Source organism: Pseudomonas sp. GD03858 (assembly GCF_029840925.1).
In the GTDB taxonomy this organism is placed as follows: Bacteria; Pseudomonadota; Gammaproteobacteria; order Pseudomonadales; family Pseudomonadaceae; genus Aquipseudomonas.
Genome location: NZ_JAOCDM010000027.1, coordinates 1 through 16442 on the forward strand (window position 1 = coordinate 1; position 16442 = coordinate 16442).

General features: G+C 65.0%; 10 protein-coding genes. 5 read left to right on the forward strand and 5 right to left on the reverse strand.

Annotation, left to right across the window (positions count from 1 at the left end; genetic code table 11):
* The first annotated feature begins 65 nt into the window (after positions 1 to 65).
* From N5D48_RS09985 to N5D48_RS09995, 3 genes are all read left to right on the forward strand, one after another.
* On the forward strand, positions 66 to 2024 hold the full coding sequence (locus tag N5D48_RS09985) for an acetoacetate--CoA ligase (protein WP_279883658.1): 1959 nt from the start codon (positions 66 to 68) through the stop codon (positions 2022 to 2024).
* Positions 2025 to 2061: 37 nt separating this feature from the next.
* Entirely contained in the window at positions 2062 to 2337 is a 276-nt protein-coding gene (locus tag N5D48_RS09990; RefSeq protein WP_008095636.1) for a peptidylprolyl isomerase, read from the forward strand.
* A 133-nt stretch (positions 2338 to 2470) separates the two neighbouring features.
* Positions 2471 to 4744 (forward strand): autotransporter outer membrane beta-barrel domain-containing protein, encoded by a 2274-nt coding sequence (locus N5D48_RS09995; RefSeq protein WP_279883660.1) that lies wholly within the window; start codon positions 2471 to 2473, stop codon positions 4742 to 4744.
* On the opposite strand, the gene N5D48_RS10000 is transcribed toward N5D48_RS09995, so the two are convergent.
* The 3 genes from N5D48_RS10000 to N5D48_RS10010 form a co-directional block, all read right to left on the reverse strand.
* Positions 4741 to 5364: a LysE family translocator gene (locus tag N5D48_RS10000; RefSeq protein WP_279883662.1), complete on the reverse strand. Its 624-nt coding sequence runs from the start codon at positions 5362 to 5364 to the stop codon at positions 4741 to 4743. The two genes, N5D48_RS09995 and N5D48_RS10000, sit on opposite strands and share 4 nt — an antisense overlap.
* A 121-nt stretch (positions 5365 to 5485) precedes the next feature.
* Positions 5486 to 6265 (reverse strand): alpha/beta hydrolase, encoded by a 780-nt coding sequence (locus N5D48_RS10005; protein ID WP_279883664.1) that lies wholly within the window; start codon positions 6263 to 6265, stop codon positions 5486 to 5488.
* Entirely contained in the window at positions 6262 to 6702 is a 441-nt protein-coding gene (locus N5D48_RS10010; RefSeq protein WP_279883666.1) for a VOC family protein, read from the reverse strand. Before N5D48_RS10010 ends, N5D48_RS10005 begins: the two co-directional genes overlap by 4 nt.
* A gap of 118 nt (positions 6703 to 6820) precedes the next feature.
* Here N5D48_RS10010 and N5D48_RS10015 point away from each other — a divergent pair, with 118 nt between their 5' ends.
* Complete coding sequence (locus N5D48_RS10015; protein ID WP_279883668.1) at positions 6821 to 11827, forward strand: DUF6543 domain-containing protein; 5007 nt, start codon at positions 6821 to 6823, stop codon at positions 11825 to 11827.
* A 3-nt stretch (positions 11828 to 11830) separates the two neighbouring features.
* Here N5D48_RS10015 and N5D48_RS10020 read toward each other — a convergent pair whose 3' ends face one another.
* Entirely contained in the window at positions 11831 to 14335 is a 2505-nt protein-coding gene (locus N5D48_RS10020; RefSeq protein WP_279883670.1) for a UvrD-helicase domain-containing protein, read from the reverse strand.
* 187 nt (positions 14336 to 14522) lie between these two features.
* Here N5D48_RS10020 and N5D48_RS10025 point away from each other — a divergent pair, with 187 nt between their 5' ends.
* Positions 14523 to 15221: a pirin family protein gene (locus N5D48_RS10025; RefSeq protein WP_279883672.1), complete on the forward strand. Its 699-nt coding sequence runs from the start codon at positions 14523 to 14525 to the stop codon at positions 15219 to 15221.
* A 57-nt stretch (positions 15222 to 15278) separates the two neighbouring features.
* On the opposite strand, the gene N5D48_RS10030 is transcribed toward N5D48_RS10025, so the two are convergent.
* On the reverse strand, positions 15279 to 16229 hold the full coding sequence (locus N5D48_RS10030) for an AraC family transcriptional regulator (RefSeq protein WP_279883674.1): 951 nt from the start codon (positions 16227 to 16229) through the stop codon (positions 15279 to 15281).
* Positions 16230 to 16442: the final 213 nt, after the last annotated feature.

The following is a 16442-nucleotide window of genomic DNA, read 5'->3' on the forward strand; positions in this document are numbered from 1 at the left end:
CAGGAATTGCGCTGGACTGAAGAAACGCATAGTACCCACCATCGACTATCACCGAGGGTCCCGGCATGAACGACGTACTCTGGCGCCCCTCCACCACCCGTATCGAAGCCAGCCGGATGGACGCCTTCCGCCGCCGGGTCAACCGGCGTTTCAACCTCCAGCTCGACGGCTACGCCGCCCTGCACCGCTGGAGCATCGAGCAGCGCCCACAGTTCTGGCAGGCGCTGGCCGAGTACTTCCATGTGCGCTGGCACACGCCCCCTGCGAGCGTGCTCGAGCAAGGCGAGCACATGACCGACGCCCGCTGGTTCAAAGGCGCCACCTTGAATGTCGCCGAGCACCTGCTGCAACGCCGCGACGACCGCCCGGCCGTGGTCGCCGTGCGCGAGGATGGCACTCGCCACAGCCTCACCCACAACCAGCTGGCCGCTCAGGTCGCGGGGCTGCAACAGGCCTTCAGGCAGGCCGGTATCCAGCCCGGCGACCGTATCGCCGCGGTGATGCCCAACACCTGGCAAACCCTGGTGGCGATGCTTGCCGCCACCAGCCTTGGCGCGGTCTGGTCCAGCTGCTCGCCGGAGTTCGGCACCCAGGGCATCATCGACCGTTTCGGCCAGATCGCGCCCAGGCTGCTGGTGGCCTGCGCCGGTTACCAGTACGCCGGCAAGACCATCGACCAGGTGGAGAAGATCAACCAGGTCGCCGCTCAGCTCCCCAGTGTCGAGCTGTTGCTGGTGGTGCCCCATACCCGGTCGCAGACCCGCGCCGATGAGTTCAGCGCCAAGCAGACCGCCCTGTGGGCTGACTACTTCACGCCAGGCGGCGCTCCGGAGTTCGCTGCCCTGCCCTTCGATCATCCGCTCTACATTCTCTACTCCAGCGGCACGACCGGCGTGCCCAAGTGCATCGTCCATCGTGCCGGCGGCGTGCTGCTGCAACACCTGAAGGAACACGGCCTGCACAACGACCTCAAGGCCGACGACGTGCTGTTCTACTACACCACCTGTGGCTGGATGATGTGGAACTGGCTGGTCAGCGGCCTGGCGGTCGGCGCCACCCTGGTGCTGTACGACGGCTCGCCGTTCCACCCAGGCCCCGAGCGCCTGCTGGACCTGATCGACGCCGAGGGTATCCACGCCTTCGGCACCAGCGCCAAGTACCTCGCCGCCCTGGAGCAGGCCGGTGTCGAACCGGCGAAGTCCCATCGTCTCGACACTCTGCGTCAGGTCCTCTCCACCGGTTCGCCGCTGTCACCGCACAGTTACGACTATGTCTACGCCAAGGTAAAAGCCGATGTCTGCCTGGCTTCCATGTCCGGTGGCACCGATATCGTCGCCTGCTTCGTGCTCGGCAATCCGCTGCTGCCGGTGCGCCGTGGCGAAATCGCTGGCAAGGGCCTGGGCATGGCTGTGGAGGTATGGAACGACCAGGGCGAGGCGGTCAGCGGCGAGAAAGGCGAACTGGTCTGCGTTCAACCGTTTCCATCGATGCCCCTTGGGTTCTGGGGCGACAGCGACGGCAGCCGCTACCATGACGCCTACTTCAGCCAGTTCGAGGGGGTCTGGTGCCAGGGCGATTACGCCGAGCAGATCCCAGGGGGAGGCCTGATCATCCATGGCCGCTCCGACGCTGTGCTCAATCCTGGCGGCGTGCGCATCGGCACCGCGGAAATCTACCGCCAGGTGGAAAAGGTCGAAGAGGTGCTGGAAAGCGTGGCCATCGGCCAGGACTGGCACGGCGATGTGCGCGTGGTGCTGTTCGTGCGCCTGCGCGATGGCCTGCTACTGGACGACGCCCTGCGCCTGCGCATCCGCCAGGTGATCCGCCAGTACGCCACGCCGCGCCATGTGCCGGCGGTGATCGCCCAGGTCGGTGATATCCCGCGCACCCTCAGCGGCAAGCTGGTGGAGCTGGCGATTCGCAATGTGGTGCATGGCCTGCCGGTGAAGAATACCGACGCCCTGGCCAACCCCGAGGCGCTGGAGCAGTTCCGCGACCGCGCGGAGTTGCGCGATCAGGCATAATGGCGTCCTTTTTGCCGCGAAACACAGGTATCTCCCCATGAAAGCCCAAGCCCGCCACATCCTGGTCAAGACCGCTGACGAAGCCGAAAAGCTCAAGCAGCGTATCGCCAACGGCGAGGCCTTCGACGTCCTGGCGAAGAAGTTCTCCACCTGCCCGTCGGGCAAGCGCGGTGGTGATCTGGGCGAGGTGCGCCCGGGCCAATTGGTGGGCGCGATCGACCAGGTGATTTTCAAGAAACCTCTGCGCGTGGTGCATGGACCGATCAAGAGCAAGTTCGGCTATCACCTGGTGCAGACGTTCTATCGCGACTGACGCCACGGCACCTGGCATTTTTGCCAGTTGCCCCTGGTGTGGTGTTCACCTACAACGTCGGCCAAGGCCGACGCACAACAGAGCTGCACGCAATCACGCGCTGGTCCCTATCCAATGGAATGGAGACCTGCCGATGCGCCGTGCCCGCCTGCTCTTCCCCGCCTCACTGGTAGTATTCGCCCTGCCTGCGCCAAGTTTCGCCGAATCGTTGACGGTGTCCGCCGGTGACACGCTCGGCGCTGTCGTACAGTCCCAGGACATCGACACATTCACCATGACCGGTGGCACCGTTCAGTCACTGAACCAAGGCCAAGGATACGATTCTTTCACCATGTCCGACGGCCATATCATCGGTGCCTTCGAGGATGGTGACGGCGCGATCTTCAGCGGTGGCCGGATCGGCCGGGTCGATCTGAAACTCGCCGACAACTATTTCGAGATGTCCCAGGACAGCGCGGTGCAGACGCGCATCGACGGCAACCTGGTGAGCGGCTTCGGCAACGACACCATCATCCTGCGTGGCGGCACCATTGGCGGCAACATCAGCACCAGCGGCGGCGTGGATAGCATCAGCATCAGCGGTGGCCGAGTGGCCGGCAGTGTCCTGGCCAGCGCAGGAAACGATGTCTTCGACTGGTCCGGCGGCAGCATCGGCGCAAGGGTCGACATGGGCGAGGGAAACGACCTTGCCAGCGTGCGCAACCTGAGTGCCCAGACCCTGTCCATCGCGCTCGACGGCGGCCAGGGCAACGACAGCCTGCTGTTCGAGAACAGCCGGCTGGTCGGTGCCGCGCGATATGTCAACTGGGAGGCCATCACCCTGAGCGGGAACAGCCAGCTGACCCTGGACGACACCCTGGTCCTGGGTGACGCCGGCAGCCTCAACGGCGTGCTGAGCATAGGTACCGGCAGCACGCTGCGCTCGAGCCAGGGCACGGTATCGGCATTTGCCAGCGGTCAGAGAGCAGGCCTGCGCAACGCAGGGACAATCGACCTGGGTACTGGCGGCGATGGACAGGGACGCCTGACGATCGTGGGTGACTATACCGGTGATGGTGGCACGCTCAGGCTCAACAGCGAACTCGGCGCTGACGGAGCGCCCTCCGATCGCCTGGTGGTCAGCCAAGGCAGCATCACCGGCACCACGCTGCTGCAGATCAACAACCTTGGCGGCACGGGTGCCGCCACAAGCCAGAACGGCATCCAGGTAGTCGAGGCCCGCGACGGCGCCAGCAGCACCTCCACCGCCTTCGTGCAGACCCAGACTCTCTCGGTCGGCGCTTACGACTACCGCCTATTCAAAGGCGGCGTGGCAGCAGGCAGCGAGAACAGCTGGTACCTGCGTTCGACCCTGGTGGCGCCGTCCACGCCCGAGCTTCCCTCTCCCGTGGCAGCCCTCGCGCCAGGCCAGCCCGATCTGCCCGACCCGGTGCCCGGCCAGTCCCTGCCGCTGTACCGGCCCGAGGTACCTGTCTATGCCGCCGCGCCAAGGGCGGCGGCGCTCATCGCCCGACAGGCGTTGGGCACATTCCACCAGCGCCAGGGCGACCAGCGCTTGCTGGCTGGTCAAGGCGCGCTGCCGGCCAGCTGGGGCCAGGCCTATGGCGGCGCGTTGCGCCAACAGTGGAGCGGCACTGTCAGCCCGAGCCTGGATGGCAACCTCTACGGGTTCAAGGTAGGCCAGGATGTGTTCGCCAAGGTCGGCGACGACGGCTACCGCCAGCAGATCGGAGTGTATTTGAGCCACGCCCGTCTGGATGCCGACGTCAAGGGCTTCGCCCTGGCCATGAAGGACCGCAGTGTCGGCGACTTGAAGCTCGACGGCGACAGCGTCGGTGCCTATTGGACCCTGGTGGGCGCGCAGCGCGCCTACCTCGATATCGTCCTGCAGTACACCAAGTTCGATGGTCGCGCGCGCTCGCAACGCGGCGACAGGATAAACATCGACGGCCACGCCTGGACCGCATCGGCGGAATCTGGCTACCCGATCGCCCTGTCCGAGCATTGGACCCTGGAGCCCCAGGCGCAGCTCATCGCCCAGAAGGTCTCGCTCGACAGCGCCAACGACAGCGTCTCGCGCATCAGCCATGACGCCCAGGTGGAGCTGACCGGGCGCCTGGGCCTGCGCCTGGAAGGGACATTCAACCAGAGCCGCGTGCGCCTGCTGCAACCTTACGTTCAGCTCGACCTGTGGCACGCTGACGGTGGCCGCGACACCCTGACCTTCGATGGGGTGGACAGGATCAAGACCGACTACCGCTATACCTCGATGCAAGTGGAAGGCGGCATGGTCGCCCAGGTGACCCAAGCGCTGAGCCTGCACGGTGGCGTGCAGTACACCAGCAACCTCGATAGCCGCCAGCAGGAGGCCAGCGGTGTGAACCTGGGAGTGCGCTGGCAGTTCTAGCGGCGCGCCACCAGCAGCCCAAGGCCCGCACAGCCCAGCAGCGCGGCACTGACCCGATTGAACAGCCGGCGTGGCCCGGGGCGCTCGAACCAACGCTGCAGGTACGCGCCGAGCCCTGCATAGATGGCGATGGCCGCCCACTCCAGCAGCAGGAACAGCACGCCCAGTTGCAGGAACTGCTCACCGACCGGCGTGGCGCTGCCGACAGACACGAACTGCGGCAGGAAGGCGGTGAATATGAGAATCGCCTTCGGATTGCCAGCCGCCACCCAGAACTCCTGGCGCGCCAGCCGCCAGGTTCCTCGCGGCTGCTCACCCGTCTCCAGCGCTGCGCCAACCGGCGCCCGCCACAGCTGCCAGGCGATGTAGAACAGATAGCCGGCGCCCAGCACCTTGATCGCCAGGAACAGGTATTCGCTAGTATGCAGCACCACCGCCAGGCCCATGGCGGCCAGGGCGATCATGCCGCTGAAGGCCAGCAGGCGTCCGCCGCCGGCCACGCAGGCGGTGCGCAGGCCATAGCGGCTGGCGTTGTGCAGGGACAGCAGGTTGTTGGGGCCAGGCGCCATGTTCAGGGCGAAACAGGCAGGGATGAACAGCAGCAGGCTCGACAGGTCCATTGTTCTTCTCCTTCACGGACGCCGGCAGAGTCGCGCCCGGCAGGCCGCGCCGTCAAGCACAGTGGCACGGCAAATGATCGGAACAGTGGCCAGTCTGCATTCCTGAAGGCGGAGCGGCCGATCAACACAGAAAATCCATGACCTGTTCCACGACCTGCCGCTCCTGCTCGCGGTGTGGCACATGCCCGCAATCGGCCAGCACCTGCATGCGACTCGCCCCCCCGGCCAGGCGCATGAAACGCTCGGGGTGGGCCAGGCTGCCGAACTCGTCGTTATCCCCATGCAGGCAGAGCAACGGGCAACGCAGTCGCGCGAGTGGTTCGTCGAGGTTCCACCCGGAAAATGCTGTCGACAGCCAGTTGTCGACCCAGGCGCGCAAGACCCACTGAGCCTTGTCGCCGTGGTAACGCCGTAACCGGGCCATTTGCTCCGGCTCGGCGAATTGGCGATCTGCGGCAAGAATGCCCTGTAGCGTAAGGGGCTCGACGAAGGCCTGGGCCGACTCGGTGATCACCCCCTGGCACTGCTCGACGAACGCGGCGCCACAAGCGATGGCCATGCCGCCGCCGACACTGTGCCCGAAGACCAGGAAGTCCTCGATTGCCAGCTGCTCCAGTAACACGGCGAAGCCGGTCCTGGACTCGGCCTCGACAAAGCCGGGGAGCAACTGGCCGGGGTGAGCGTCGGAACGGCCGAAGCCCAAGCGGTCGTAGGCAATCACCGTGCGACCGGTAGCCTGTGCCAGGTGCGCGGGAAAATCGCGCCAGAGCGCCACACAGCCCAGCGAGTCGTGCAACAGCACGACAGGCGCCCCTTGCGTCCCCGCGGGCTCCCACGCCTGGGCGTACAGCCGCCCCTCAGGACATTCGATCCAATGCTGGCGCAAGTTGACAGCGGTCATGCCGACTCCCGCGCCACTGCCCCGGCCTGGGCGACGACTCCCTTGAGTTCGACGCGATTACCGTCGGGATCGTAGCAGTACAGCGACCGGCCCTCGCCCTGCGCGCCATAGCGCACTTCGACCGGGTCCACCTTCACCCCGGCGCTGGCCAGGTACTGGGTCAAGGACGCTTCGTCGAAGGGCTCGATGCTCAGGCAGAAATGATCGAGGTTGCGCCCCACAGGGCCGGGGCCGACACCGCCCTGGCGCCCAAGCGGGCCATCGACCGCGACCAGGTCGATCAAGCTCGCGCCAACCCCCAGGTGAATCATGCCCAGGTCGTCACGCCGCCTGCGCACCGGGCAGCCCAGTACCTGCTCGTAGAACGCCAGGCTGCGCCGCAGGTCGGCGACGCGCAGGACGATATGGTCGATTTGCCGAATGGTGAAGGCAGGCATGGCGAAGCTCCCGGTTCAGGCTGTGCCTGCGACCTTAGCAGCCCCACCGCCAACTATGTACCGCTCATTGCGCCAGCCACTGCCGTTGAATGGCCGCCTCTCAACACGGATGACGACCATGCTCGACGACACTCCCCCCTACCATCAACAACAGATCCTGCGCAGCCTGCCTGGCTGGACCAAGCACCTGCATCCCACGCAGGCCGGCCGCGTGCTGCGCCCCGCGCAGCACGAGCACATCAACGCGCACGGACAACCTGCAGACTGGTTCGCCCAGGCGCCGGCCACGCGCCAGGCCGAGCTGCGCGCCGCCATCGCCCGCCGCTCCGCCAGCCGCAAGGCGCTGGCCAAGGGACTCGAGGATCTACGAGGCATCAGTGAGTTCTGCGAGCCGTTGCTACAGGCGCGCCTCGGCACTGCGCTGTCGTTGACCCAGGCGCAATTTCGCCTGCAACCCTTCACCTCGAGCCTTGTTCATCATTTCCCCGACCCCGACGCCTCGCATGGTGTGCCCAACCCGCCGGTCTGGACCTACCAACCGGCAGGCCCGGCCACGCTGACCAGCCTGCTGGAGGCCGCGCTGCACAACTTCGAGGATATGACGGTGGTCGGCCCGCTGAGCACCCTGCAAATGAGCGCCACGGACAGCACCAAATTTCCCGGGCTGAGCACGGCTCAATTCGTCACGCATTGTCGGGCACTGGATCTCGGTCAGCGCTATCAAGAGCACCTGCAAGGAATCTACGATGGCTCACGCAGGGCGCGGATCCAGGCCCTTTGGACACAGGCTCGACGTGACGAGCTCAAGGTGCAGATCGAAGTCGCCCAGTTGCGCGGCAAGCTGTCGGCCCATGGCCACCAGACGCTGCTGCAGTTCTGTGGCAACGACGCGGCGCCAAATTATGACACCCACCCGGTCCTCGCACGCACCCTGCGGATGTTCGACATCCAGCTGCACGACCTGTTGCTGCTGACGCCCAAAGGCTCGTCGATCCCCCCTTACCTGGCCTACCTGCCATTCGATCACGAGCATCCGGTGCAGGAGTTCACCAGCCTGCTAGCCCTGGGTAAATACTTGCGCAAACGGCTGCTGGAACCGAGCTATCGCCACCGGTTCCTGGAGCATGTGGCGCTCGAGGACCGGGTGCGGATGGCCAAAAAGCTGCAAGCCCACCTGTTCGAAAGCACGCATACCGGCCCGACGCCACTGGAGACACCGACACCGGCATTCGGTGAAACCCAACCTGGCACTCACCCCTGGCAAGGACAGCTGCCGCCCAGTGCCCCCGAGCCGAGCGAGGCACCGCATGCGGCTCGTTTTCCGGCACTGGCCGTGCATGAAGTGAACATCGCCTTTCCGGTCTGGCCCAAGCTGTTCAACGCACATGCCCAGCGTCTCAAGGAAGATGCCCGCCGCATCGCCGTGCCGACCGCCGACCTCGACGCCAAGGCTCAAAAAAAACGGCTGGCGCATTGGGGTGAACAAGGCCTGACACTGCTCAATGTCGCGGCGATGTTCGTGCCCGGCCTCGATGTCGTCATGCTGGCCGTGGGCGCCGTGCAGATCATGTCCAGCATCTTCCATGGCTTTGAAGCCTGGTCCGAGGGCAACAACGCCGAGGCGGTGGACCAGGTCGAGTCGCTGCTGGTCAACTTGGGCGGCATGCTCGTCATCGGCGGCGCCGCCAAACTGATCAAGGCGTCCGGGTTCGTCGACTGGATGGAAAGCATCGAGGTCGAAAACGAGCCACGCCTGTGGCATGCCGAGTTGGAGAACTACCGCAGCACTGTCAAGGTGACCAGCGACGTACGGCCCGACGAACAGGGCCTGCTGCACGTCAACGATCGACACTTCGTCGAACTCGACGGCAACCTCCACGAGATCCGCCAGGACCCACAAAATGCCTGGCGCCTGGTTCACCCTGACGATGCCAAGGCCTACCAGCCGCGGCTCGAGGGCAATGGCAAAGGGGCATGGCGCCTGGAGCACGAGCGTCCACAGGGCTGGAGCCGAGTCAAGTTGTTGCGTCGGCTCGGTGGGATCTGCAAAGGTCTTGACGACGCACAGATACTCGCCGCGTTCGACTGCACAGGCCTGGATCGCGGAGTACTGGAGCAACTGCACGCCAACGGCGAGCCACCGCCTGCGCTGCTGGAGGATGCGCTGCTGCGCTTGAAGCTTGACGACACCGCCACCGATATCATCGCCAGAACCCGCGACGGCCGCCCCTTGGCGGCCTACAAGCAATTTGCCGCGACCGTCCTCGGCGAGCTGCCCGGCTGGCCAGAGGATGTGGTGCTTGAGGTATTCGAAGCCGGCGAGGTCACCGGCAGCGCGAAACGCTATGGCCGCAACCGTCCGGGCGATCGAGTGATCCAGCTTACCCGGTCCGACCTGGACAGTGGCAACCTGGCGCGCATCGTCCTGGACCACCTGAACGAAGACGATATCGCCGAACTGCTGCCAGGCAAAGTGGAGCCCGCGCAGCGACAACAGGCCCTGCAAGACTTGATGGCCAAGCAGCTGGAGTCCAAACGCGCCTCGCTGTTGGACAGCCTGTATGACAACCAGCCCAAACCGACCTCGGCTAACGCCCAGACGATCAGCCAGCAGTTCCCCAGCCTGCCGGCGCAAGTCGTGGCAGAACTGGCCAACGGGGCAGGCAACACCGAGCGTACGGCCCTGCAGGCCGGCAGGGTGCCTCTGCGCATCGCCGAAGAAGCCCGCCGTCTGCAGGCCCGCACGCGCCTGGACCGTGCCCTGCTTGGCCTGTACAGAAACAGCCTGGCCAATGCCGACAGTCGACTGATCGGCGACCAGTTGCTGGCCCGCCACCCGCAATGGACTGCCCAACAGTGCTACGACGCGGCGCTGGCCGATCGCCCGGGCACCGCGCGGATGATCGGCCAGCAACCCGCACGCACAGGTTTTCGCTCCCCGCTGCGCCTGAGCGACGGACGCCGTGGCTACCCGTTGAGCCCTGGCATATTCGCCTCCAGGGCTGAGCACGAGCTGCATGCCCTGTATCCAGGCATGACCGATCGCGAGCTTCGACAACTGCTCGCGACCCTGCGTACCCGGGGCGACGCCACCGGCCAGATCGAGGCGTTGCGAGTCCAACACCACCGCTTGCGCGAACAACTGACGGAATGGGCCGACGCAGGGAGGCGCGAATGGGGCGCGGCCGCAGCCAACGATTACAACCGCACAGCCGTTGCACTGAACCGTGCCTGGCAGCGCCTGGACGGGCCTCGCCTGAGTCTCAGCAACGTCGCTCTGGATACGCTACCGTCTCTGACCAGCCGCTTCGACCACATCACTGAGCTGGAGTTGGACACGGTCAACCTACCGCGGCTGCCGAACGGCTTCCTGCAGTCTTTCCCCAACCTGCGCGGCCTGGTCGTGCGCGCCAGCCCGCAGTTGGGAACGACCGCCCTGATTGGCGCGCTGCGCGACGCCCCGAACCTTGAGGAGCTGGGGCTGATCGGCTGCAACCTGGAACGACTCCCGGACGCGCTCGCCTCGGTACGGCCTCGACTGCGCAACCTGCGCCGCCTGTCACTGCGCCACAACAACCTCACGCTCGATGCGGCGGACTTACACATGCTCGCCGATCTGCATCTGGAAACACTCGACCTGCATGCCAACCAGATAGCCCTGAGCACGGAAACGGCCGGGCTGTTCCGACCAATGCGTGAGCTGCGCCGCTTGCACCTGGGCGACAACCCTCTGGGCAATGCCCCAGACCTGACAGGGCTGGACAACCTGGCGACGCTGCGCCTGAACAATACCCAGCTCCACGACTGGCCGACCGGTCTGGATTCGTTGATGCAGCGCAATCCCTGCGCCCTGCGCTCGATCGACCTCAGCGACAACCAGATCGAACAGATACCCACACTCGAGCAAGTCACCGGCTCGCATTATGCCCAGCGCCTGCGCTGGCAGCCCTTGCACCGCTGGCGCTTCGACCGCAACCCGTTGAACGAACTCACGCAGCGACGCCTGGAACGCGTGGGGGGGTCGGTAGAGCCGCTGCCCGAACCGGCACCAGAAGCAGAGGTACAACAGGTGAGCTGGCTCGATGGGGCCAACGAGACCCAGCGCGATACCTGGAACGCCTTGTTCGATCAGGACGAACATGCCGACCTGCGTCAGGTCGTCGAGCTGGTCGGCATGTCCCGTGCCGCCCGTCAGAACCCCACGAGCTTCGCTCGCCAGATCTGGGAACTGCTCGATCGCGCCGCCGCCGACAGCCAGCTGCGCGAACGCCTCGACCAGGTGGCCGGCGAATTCCCGGTCACCTGCGGCGACGCCGGCGCCGATGGCTTCAGCACCCTGCAGATCGAAGTCATGGCCTATGACGAGTCTGCCAGCTCAGCCGAGACGACGGCCCCGCTGTTCAATTTCTTCCGCCGACTGTTTCGCCGTGACCAGGTCAACGAGCGGGCCCAGGCGCTCTACAACGCTCGGAACGCACGACGCACCACCTTGCAGGAGCGTGATCTCTGGTGGTCGCTACCGTTGGCCGAGCGCGGCGCAGAACCGACGTTGGCGCCGCTGTACGAAGGTGATGATATTTCCGACGATGTGCTGCGCAACGGTCTGGGCCAAGGCTTGGATCTGATCGAAGTGCGCCTGGCCTTGCGCACCAACCTGGCCGACATGCTCGACTATCCGGAACCACAACTGGACATGTTGTACCGAGACACCGCGGACATATCCTTTCGCACCGAGGAAGCCATCGGTGAGCAGGTCGAGGTGGAAGACGACAAGCCCTTGCCGAGGCGGCAATGGATATCACGACATCCGACCTGGCGGCGTCTGCTGCGTGCCGAGTTCCCCAGCCGGTTCAGCGCCCTCAGACCGCGCTGGGACGCGGGCGTGGACTACCTGGAGTACTGCCACATGGACGCGCAAGCGCCAGACTCGCTCGAGCCGGAGGTGGCCCAGGCCCTGGAGCGCACATTGGGCAAAAGCCCCTTTGACGCGCAAGGCCACTTGCGTCGCTTGGCGATCACCGAACAGCTGTACGTCGACGGCATGAACCGCATGGCCATCGGTCTGGAAAATGACGAGGACGCCCTCTACCTGAGCCTCACCACCCGTCGCGACCCCAACAACTGATCATCACTGCCCGCGCAGGTCTTCGAAGAAGGCCTGCCGCCCCTCCACCCGGCCCGATGCGCGCGACTGGCCCGTCGTTTCGCCATTGGGCCTTTCCACATGCCAGTAGCAGTGCCTGACTGCCCGCGTGACCGCCACGTAGGCCAGGCGCTGCACCTCTTCGCGCTGCGCCGTGTCGAACGCCTGGGCATCGCCCGGCTCGCCCAGGCCAACCAGGCGATAAAGCTGGTTCTTGTACGGCGAGCTGGTCAGATACTGGCAGTCACCGAGCATGAACACCGCGTCGGCCTGCAACCCCTTGGCACTGTGATAGGTCAGCTGACGCAGGCGACGCTGGCCTGCCGGCAACCTAGAATCAGCCTCAACAATTTCATTTAAATAATTACTAATCAATAACTTATCGCTCGATCTTCGAAACAACATCAATACCGATTCGCCGCGCTCGTAGTGCTCTATCACGGTCTGCGCCAATGCCGCTTCATCGCGATCGAACACCTTCACCGCCGACAGTGGCAGCTCGGCAGCGGCACCACTGGCCTTGGCCTTTTTGCCGGCGATGGCCGGCGCGCCTTTGACCAGGTGCTCGGCGGCATCGATGATGTGCTGCTGGCTGCGGTAGTTCTCCACCAGCATCACCCGGGTATTGGCAGGCGATGGAAACGCCTTGGTGAACGCCATGAAGTACTTCGGCGAACTGCCGCGCCAACCGTAGATGGACTGCCAATCGTCACCCACGCACATCAGCGACGAATGCCGGGCCGCTCGCCCGGCATGCAGGGTCGGCCCACGGCGGCGAATCTCACCCAGACAGGCACGCAGCCAGCTGACGATCTGCGGCGATACGTCCTGGAACTCATCGATCATCAGGTGCGCCAGCGGACGCAGCAACGGGTCCGGCAACAGCGCCAGGTTCTCGGGGTTGTTCTCGCCGAACAGGGCGAACATGCGGTTGTAGGTCATCACAGGTGGCGACTGGGCCAGCAGATGGCCCTCGAAGGCCTTCCAGAACAGCGCCAAGGCCTCGAAGAAAGGCCCGTCGCTGTCACCCGCCGCGAAGCTCATGGCCGCCACTGCCGCGTTGACGTCCAGCCCCAGGTTCTCGATGAAACTGGCGGCACTGACGAAGGCATCGAGCAAGGGCGCTGGCGCCAGTTCACCCTTGACCTTGAATTCGAAACCGGGGCCGGCCACGGCATCACCGGCCAAGGCGGCAGCAAGGCGTTTTGCCGAAGAGTAACTATCCAACCATATCAATGGCTTATCGCAGAAAGCTTGAAACAAGGTGCGCTTCACGGCCCATTCCGCACGGACCGTCAGCTTGGCGCCCGGGCGCTGGTACTGGGCACTCTCGGACGGATCGAAGCCCAGCACCACCCAGGCATCCAGTCCTTCCAGACGCCCCTGCACATGGAAACGGCTGCCGCGGATCTGCACCGTCTCGCGGCAAGGCTCGATGCCCTTGATCGGCCAGGCGCCAGCGGCGAACCACAGGTCCTCGATCACGTCGCACAGCTCTTCGTCGCGTTGAGCCGCCAGCTGCGTCACCTGCGCGCGCTTCTGCACATCAGGGTGATCCGGGTCCATGGGCTTGAGCAACAACGCCTCCTGGCGCATGGCGGCGACCAGTTCGGCGAAGCGTGGATTCTCGCCCAGCAGATCGCGGTAGCAGAGGTTGAGCTGCTGGCGCTGGGCATCGTTCAGGCGCAGGTCGAAAGGGTTGCTGTCGGCGGTGGCTTCGGCACCGGCAGGCAGATCATTGCCCAGGGTCTCGAACGCACGCACCTGGCTGAACCCCGGCAGGCTGCGCACCAGCGGCAGGATGCGCGAGTGGAAGGTACGCACCAGCTCACGCCCCTGGGCCGCCGACAGCTCGATCTGCCAAAGGGCGAACACCTGCAGCAGACGCTGGATGAAATCCTTGCGCGACTCGCGGGTGAAGGTCACCACGGTCATGGCGTCGAGCTCGAAGCCCAGGTAATGGCGCAACAGCAGGATGCGCAGCACCAGCGAGGTCGACTTGCCGGCCCCCGCCCCGGCCACCACGCAGGTGGACGGCGTCTCGCTGAAGATCAGCTTCCACTGGGCCGCACTGGGCTGGGCTTCGGCGGGCAGGCGCTGGGCCACGTCGGCCTTGAAGCGCTTCTTGAGCTCGGTGCCGAGCGGCAGGCGCCAGTCGTCGAACAGCTTGTCATCCTGGCCCGGCACACTGGCGGCCTCGGGTCGAGTGTCACGGATCACCAGCACTTGGCGCCCCGCTTCGTAACCATCCACCCGCCCCTGTTCGTAGCCTTCGCGCAAGCCGTCGGCATGGCCGTTGCGCTGGCCGGTGGCGTGGCCCAGGAACCAGGAATCGCGGTGCTGCGCTCGCAGGCGACTCAAGCCTCGGCCCAGCAGGCGCGCGGCAAGGCGGCGCAACCAGGGCAACTGGGCGGGCGGGGTCAGGTTGGCCGGGGCCTGGGGATGCTCGTTGGGCACGGTCACTCCATTGAAGATCGAAACAGCGAGCATGTTCGCCTCATCCGCCTCAAAGCGCCAGCTAATGCTTATGGATCAGGCAATTAGGCGATGAATCGCATGCCAGGGTGCAAGTTTTAAATCAAAAAAATAGATATTAAAAAGTCGAAATTTACGCTTTTTTTAGATAGTTCCAAGGCGCAACATGGCCTCATTCCAGCACTTCTAGAGGAGCATCGACATGCTGCAACTGCGACCCTTCGAAAGCCTTGGCCATGCCAACCACGGCTGGCTCGACGCCCATCACCACTTCTCGTTCTCCGAGTATTACGACCCGGCGCGCATGCACTGGGGCAACCTGCGGGTCTGGAACGACGACCTGATCGCCGCCGGCAGCGGTTTCCCGCCGCACCCGCACCGCGACATGGAAATCATCACCTACGTCCGCGAAGGCGCCATCACCCACCAGGACAGCCTGGGCAACAAGGGCCGCACCGAAGCGGGCGATGTGCAGGTGATGAGCGCCGGCAGCGGCATCGTGCACAGCGAGTACAACCTGGAGCAGGTCGACACCCGGATCTTCCAGATCTGGATCGTGCCCGAGAAGGTCGGCGATGCGCCGTCCTGGGGCTCGCGGCCATTCCCCAAGGGTGAGCGCGGTGAAGGTTTCGTGACCCTGGCCAGCGGTCGGGACGGCGATGAGCAGAGCCTGCGCATCCGCACCGATGCGCGCCTGGTCGCCGCCACCTTGCGCGCCGGCGACAGCGCCGAGTACCGCTTCGATGAGGGTCGCCGGGGTTACCTGGTGCCGGCCAAGGGACGGGTCGAGGTGAACGGTCTGCCGGTCAAGGCACGCGACGGCCTGGCGATCGAACAGGAAAGCCTGCTGAAGGTGACCGCACTGGAAGACAGCGAGATCGTGCTGGTGGATGTGGCCTGACACGGCCGTGGCCATTCAACCCATTCGCAGGCTTGCCCGCGAATGGGTCTGGCTGGATCATTCCCGCCGCCTGAAGGTCTGCGAAGGCAGCTCGCCGAATCTCTGCCGGTAAATCTCCGAGAACCGCCCCAGGTGCAGGAAACCATGATCGAGCGCCAGCTCGGTCACGCTGCGCACCCGGCAGCTTGGATCGACGAGGCACTGCCGTACCCGTTCCAGCTTGCGCTCGCGGATGTACTGCTTCGGCGTGGTACCCAGGTGCCGATCGAACAACGCATACAGCGAGCGCAGGCTCATGCTGGCCTTTTCCGCCAGCCCTTCGGCCGTCAGCTCCAGTTTCAGGTTGCGCTCGATATGCTCGAGAATGCGCTCCAGGTTCGCGCCCCCCAGCGCCTCCATGTTCACATTGGTGCTCATCAGCGTCAGCAGCTTGCTGGCCACGATCTGGCTGTAGTGTCCCTGTACCCGAGGCAGCGAATCGCCCACCTCGGCCTCCATGCAGACCATGCCCAGCAGGTTGATGAAACCGCCCAGCTCTTCCAGCCGGTAGTGGTTGCGCAGGAAGCGCACACCATCGCTGGGCCGCTGCCAGCGCTGCTCGTCGCAGATCGCCTCGAGCAGGCGCACCGGCACCTTGAGGATGAATTTCTCGCAGTCTTCGGAATAGGTCAGGTCGACGGGATCGTCCGGGTTGATCAGCAGCAGCTCGCCAGGCACCAGGTGGTGCTCGCGTTGGTGACCACGCCACAGGCAGTTGCCCTTGAGCAGCACCTGCAGGTGATAGATGGTTTCCAGCGCCGGCGAGGTGACGCGCACGCTGCCGCCATAGCTGATGCGGCACAGGTCCAGTTCGGCGAACTTGCGGTGGCTGAGGCTCGCCTGGGGATGAGTGGTACGCGAAAGGCCAATGTGGTGCTGGCCCACATGCCGGTTCACGTAGTCGGACACCGCGTACGGGTCGGCGCGATGGAACACGCAGCTTTGCTCGCTCAACAGGCGGCTTTCCATGGGCAAGGCACTCGCCATCGTTATTGTTATGGACGCCGCACAACCTATTTCGGCCTGTGCATGCGAGGGTTCACGGTCATTCTATCTGGCCGACCAGGGCATGTCGGGGCAGTCGACGGTCGGTGGACAGAACCACACTAAGCAAAAGCGCGGGCAGCAGGCAATGCACGCACTTCAAACGTCGGGCGGATAGCGAACATCGTGCGCGCCAGG

What these genes read in the sequence shown, in the direction of transcription:
- N5D48_RS09990 (WP_008095636.1), top strand. Translation starts at nt 2,062, where the DNA reads ATGAAAGCCCAAGCCCGCCACATCCTGGTCAAGACCGCTGACGAAGCC.
- N5D48_RS10030 (WP_279883674.1), bottom strand. Translation starts at nt 16,229, where the DNA reads ATGGAAAGCCGCCTGTTGAGCGAGCAAAGCTGCGTGTTCCATCGCGCC.
- N5D48_RS10010 (WP_279883666.1), bottom strand. Translation starts at nt 6,702, where the DNA reads ATGCCTGCCTTCACCATTCGGCAAATCGACCATATCGTCCTGCGCGTC.
- N5D48_RS10015 (WP_279883668.1), top strand. Translation starts at nt 6,821, where the DNA reads ATGCTCGACGACACTCCCCCCTACCATCAACAACAGATCCTGCGCAGC.
- N5D48_RS10020 (WP_279883670.1), bottom strand. Translation starts at nt 14,335, where the DNA reads ATGCTCGCTGTTTCGATCTTCAATGGAGTGACCGTGCCCAACGAGCAT.
- N5D48_RS10005 (WP_279883664.1), bottom strand. Translation starts at nt 6,265, where the DNA reads ATGACCGCTGTCAACTTGCGCCAGCATTGGATCGAATGTCCTGAGGGG.
- N5D48_RS10025 (WP_279883672.1), top strand. Translation starts at nt 14,523, where the DNA reads ATGCTGCAACTGCGACCCTTCGAAAGCCTTGGCCATGCCAACCACGGC.
- N5D48_RS09995 (WP_279883660.1), top strand. Translation starts at nt 2,471, where the DNA reads ATGCGCCGTGCCCGCCTGCTCTTCCCCGCCTCACTGGTAGTATTCGCC.
- N5D48_RS09985 (WP_279883658.1), top strand. Translation starts at nt 66, where the DNA reads ATGAACGACGTACTCTGGCGCCCCTCCACCACCCGTATCGAAGCCAGC.
- N5D48_RS10000 (WP_279883662.1), bottom strand. Translation starts at nt 5,364, where the DNA reads ATGGACCTGTCGAGCCTGCTGCTGTTCATCCCTGCCTGTTTCGCCCTG.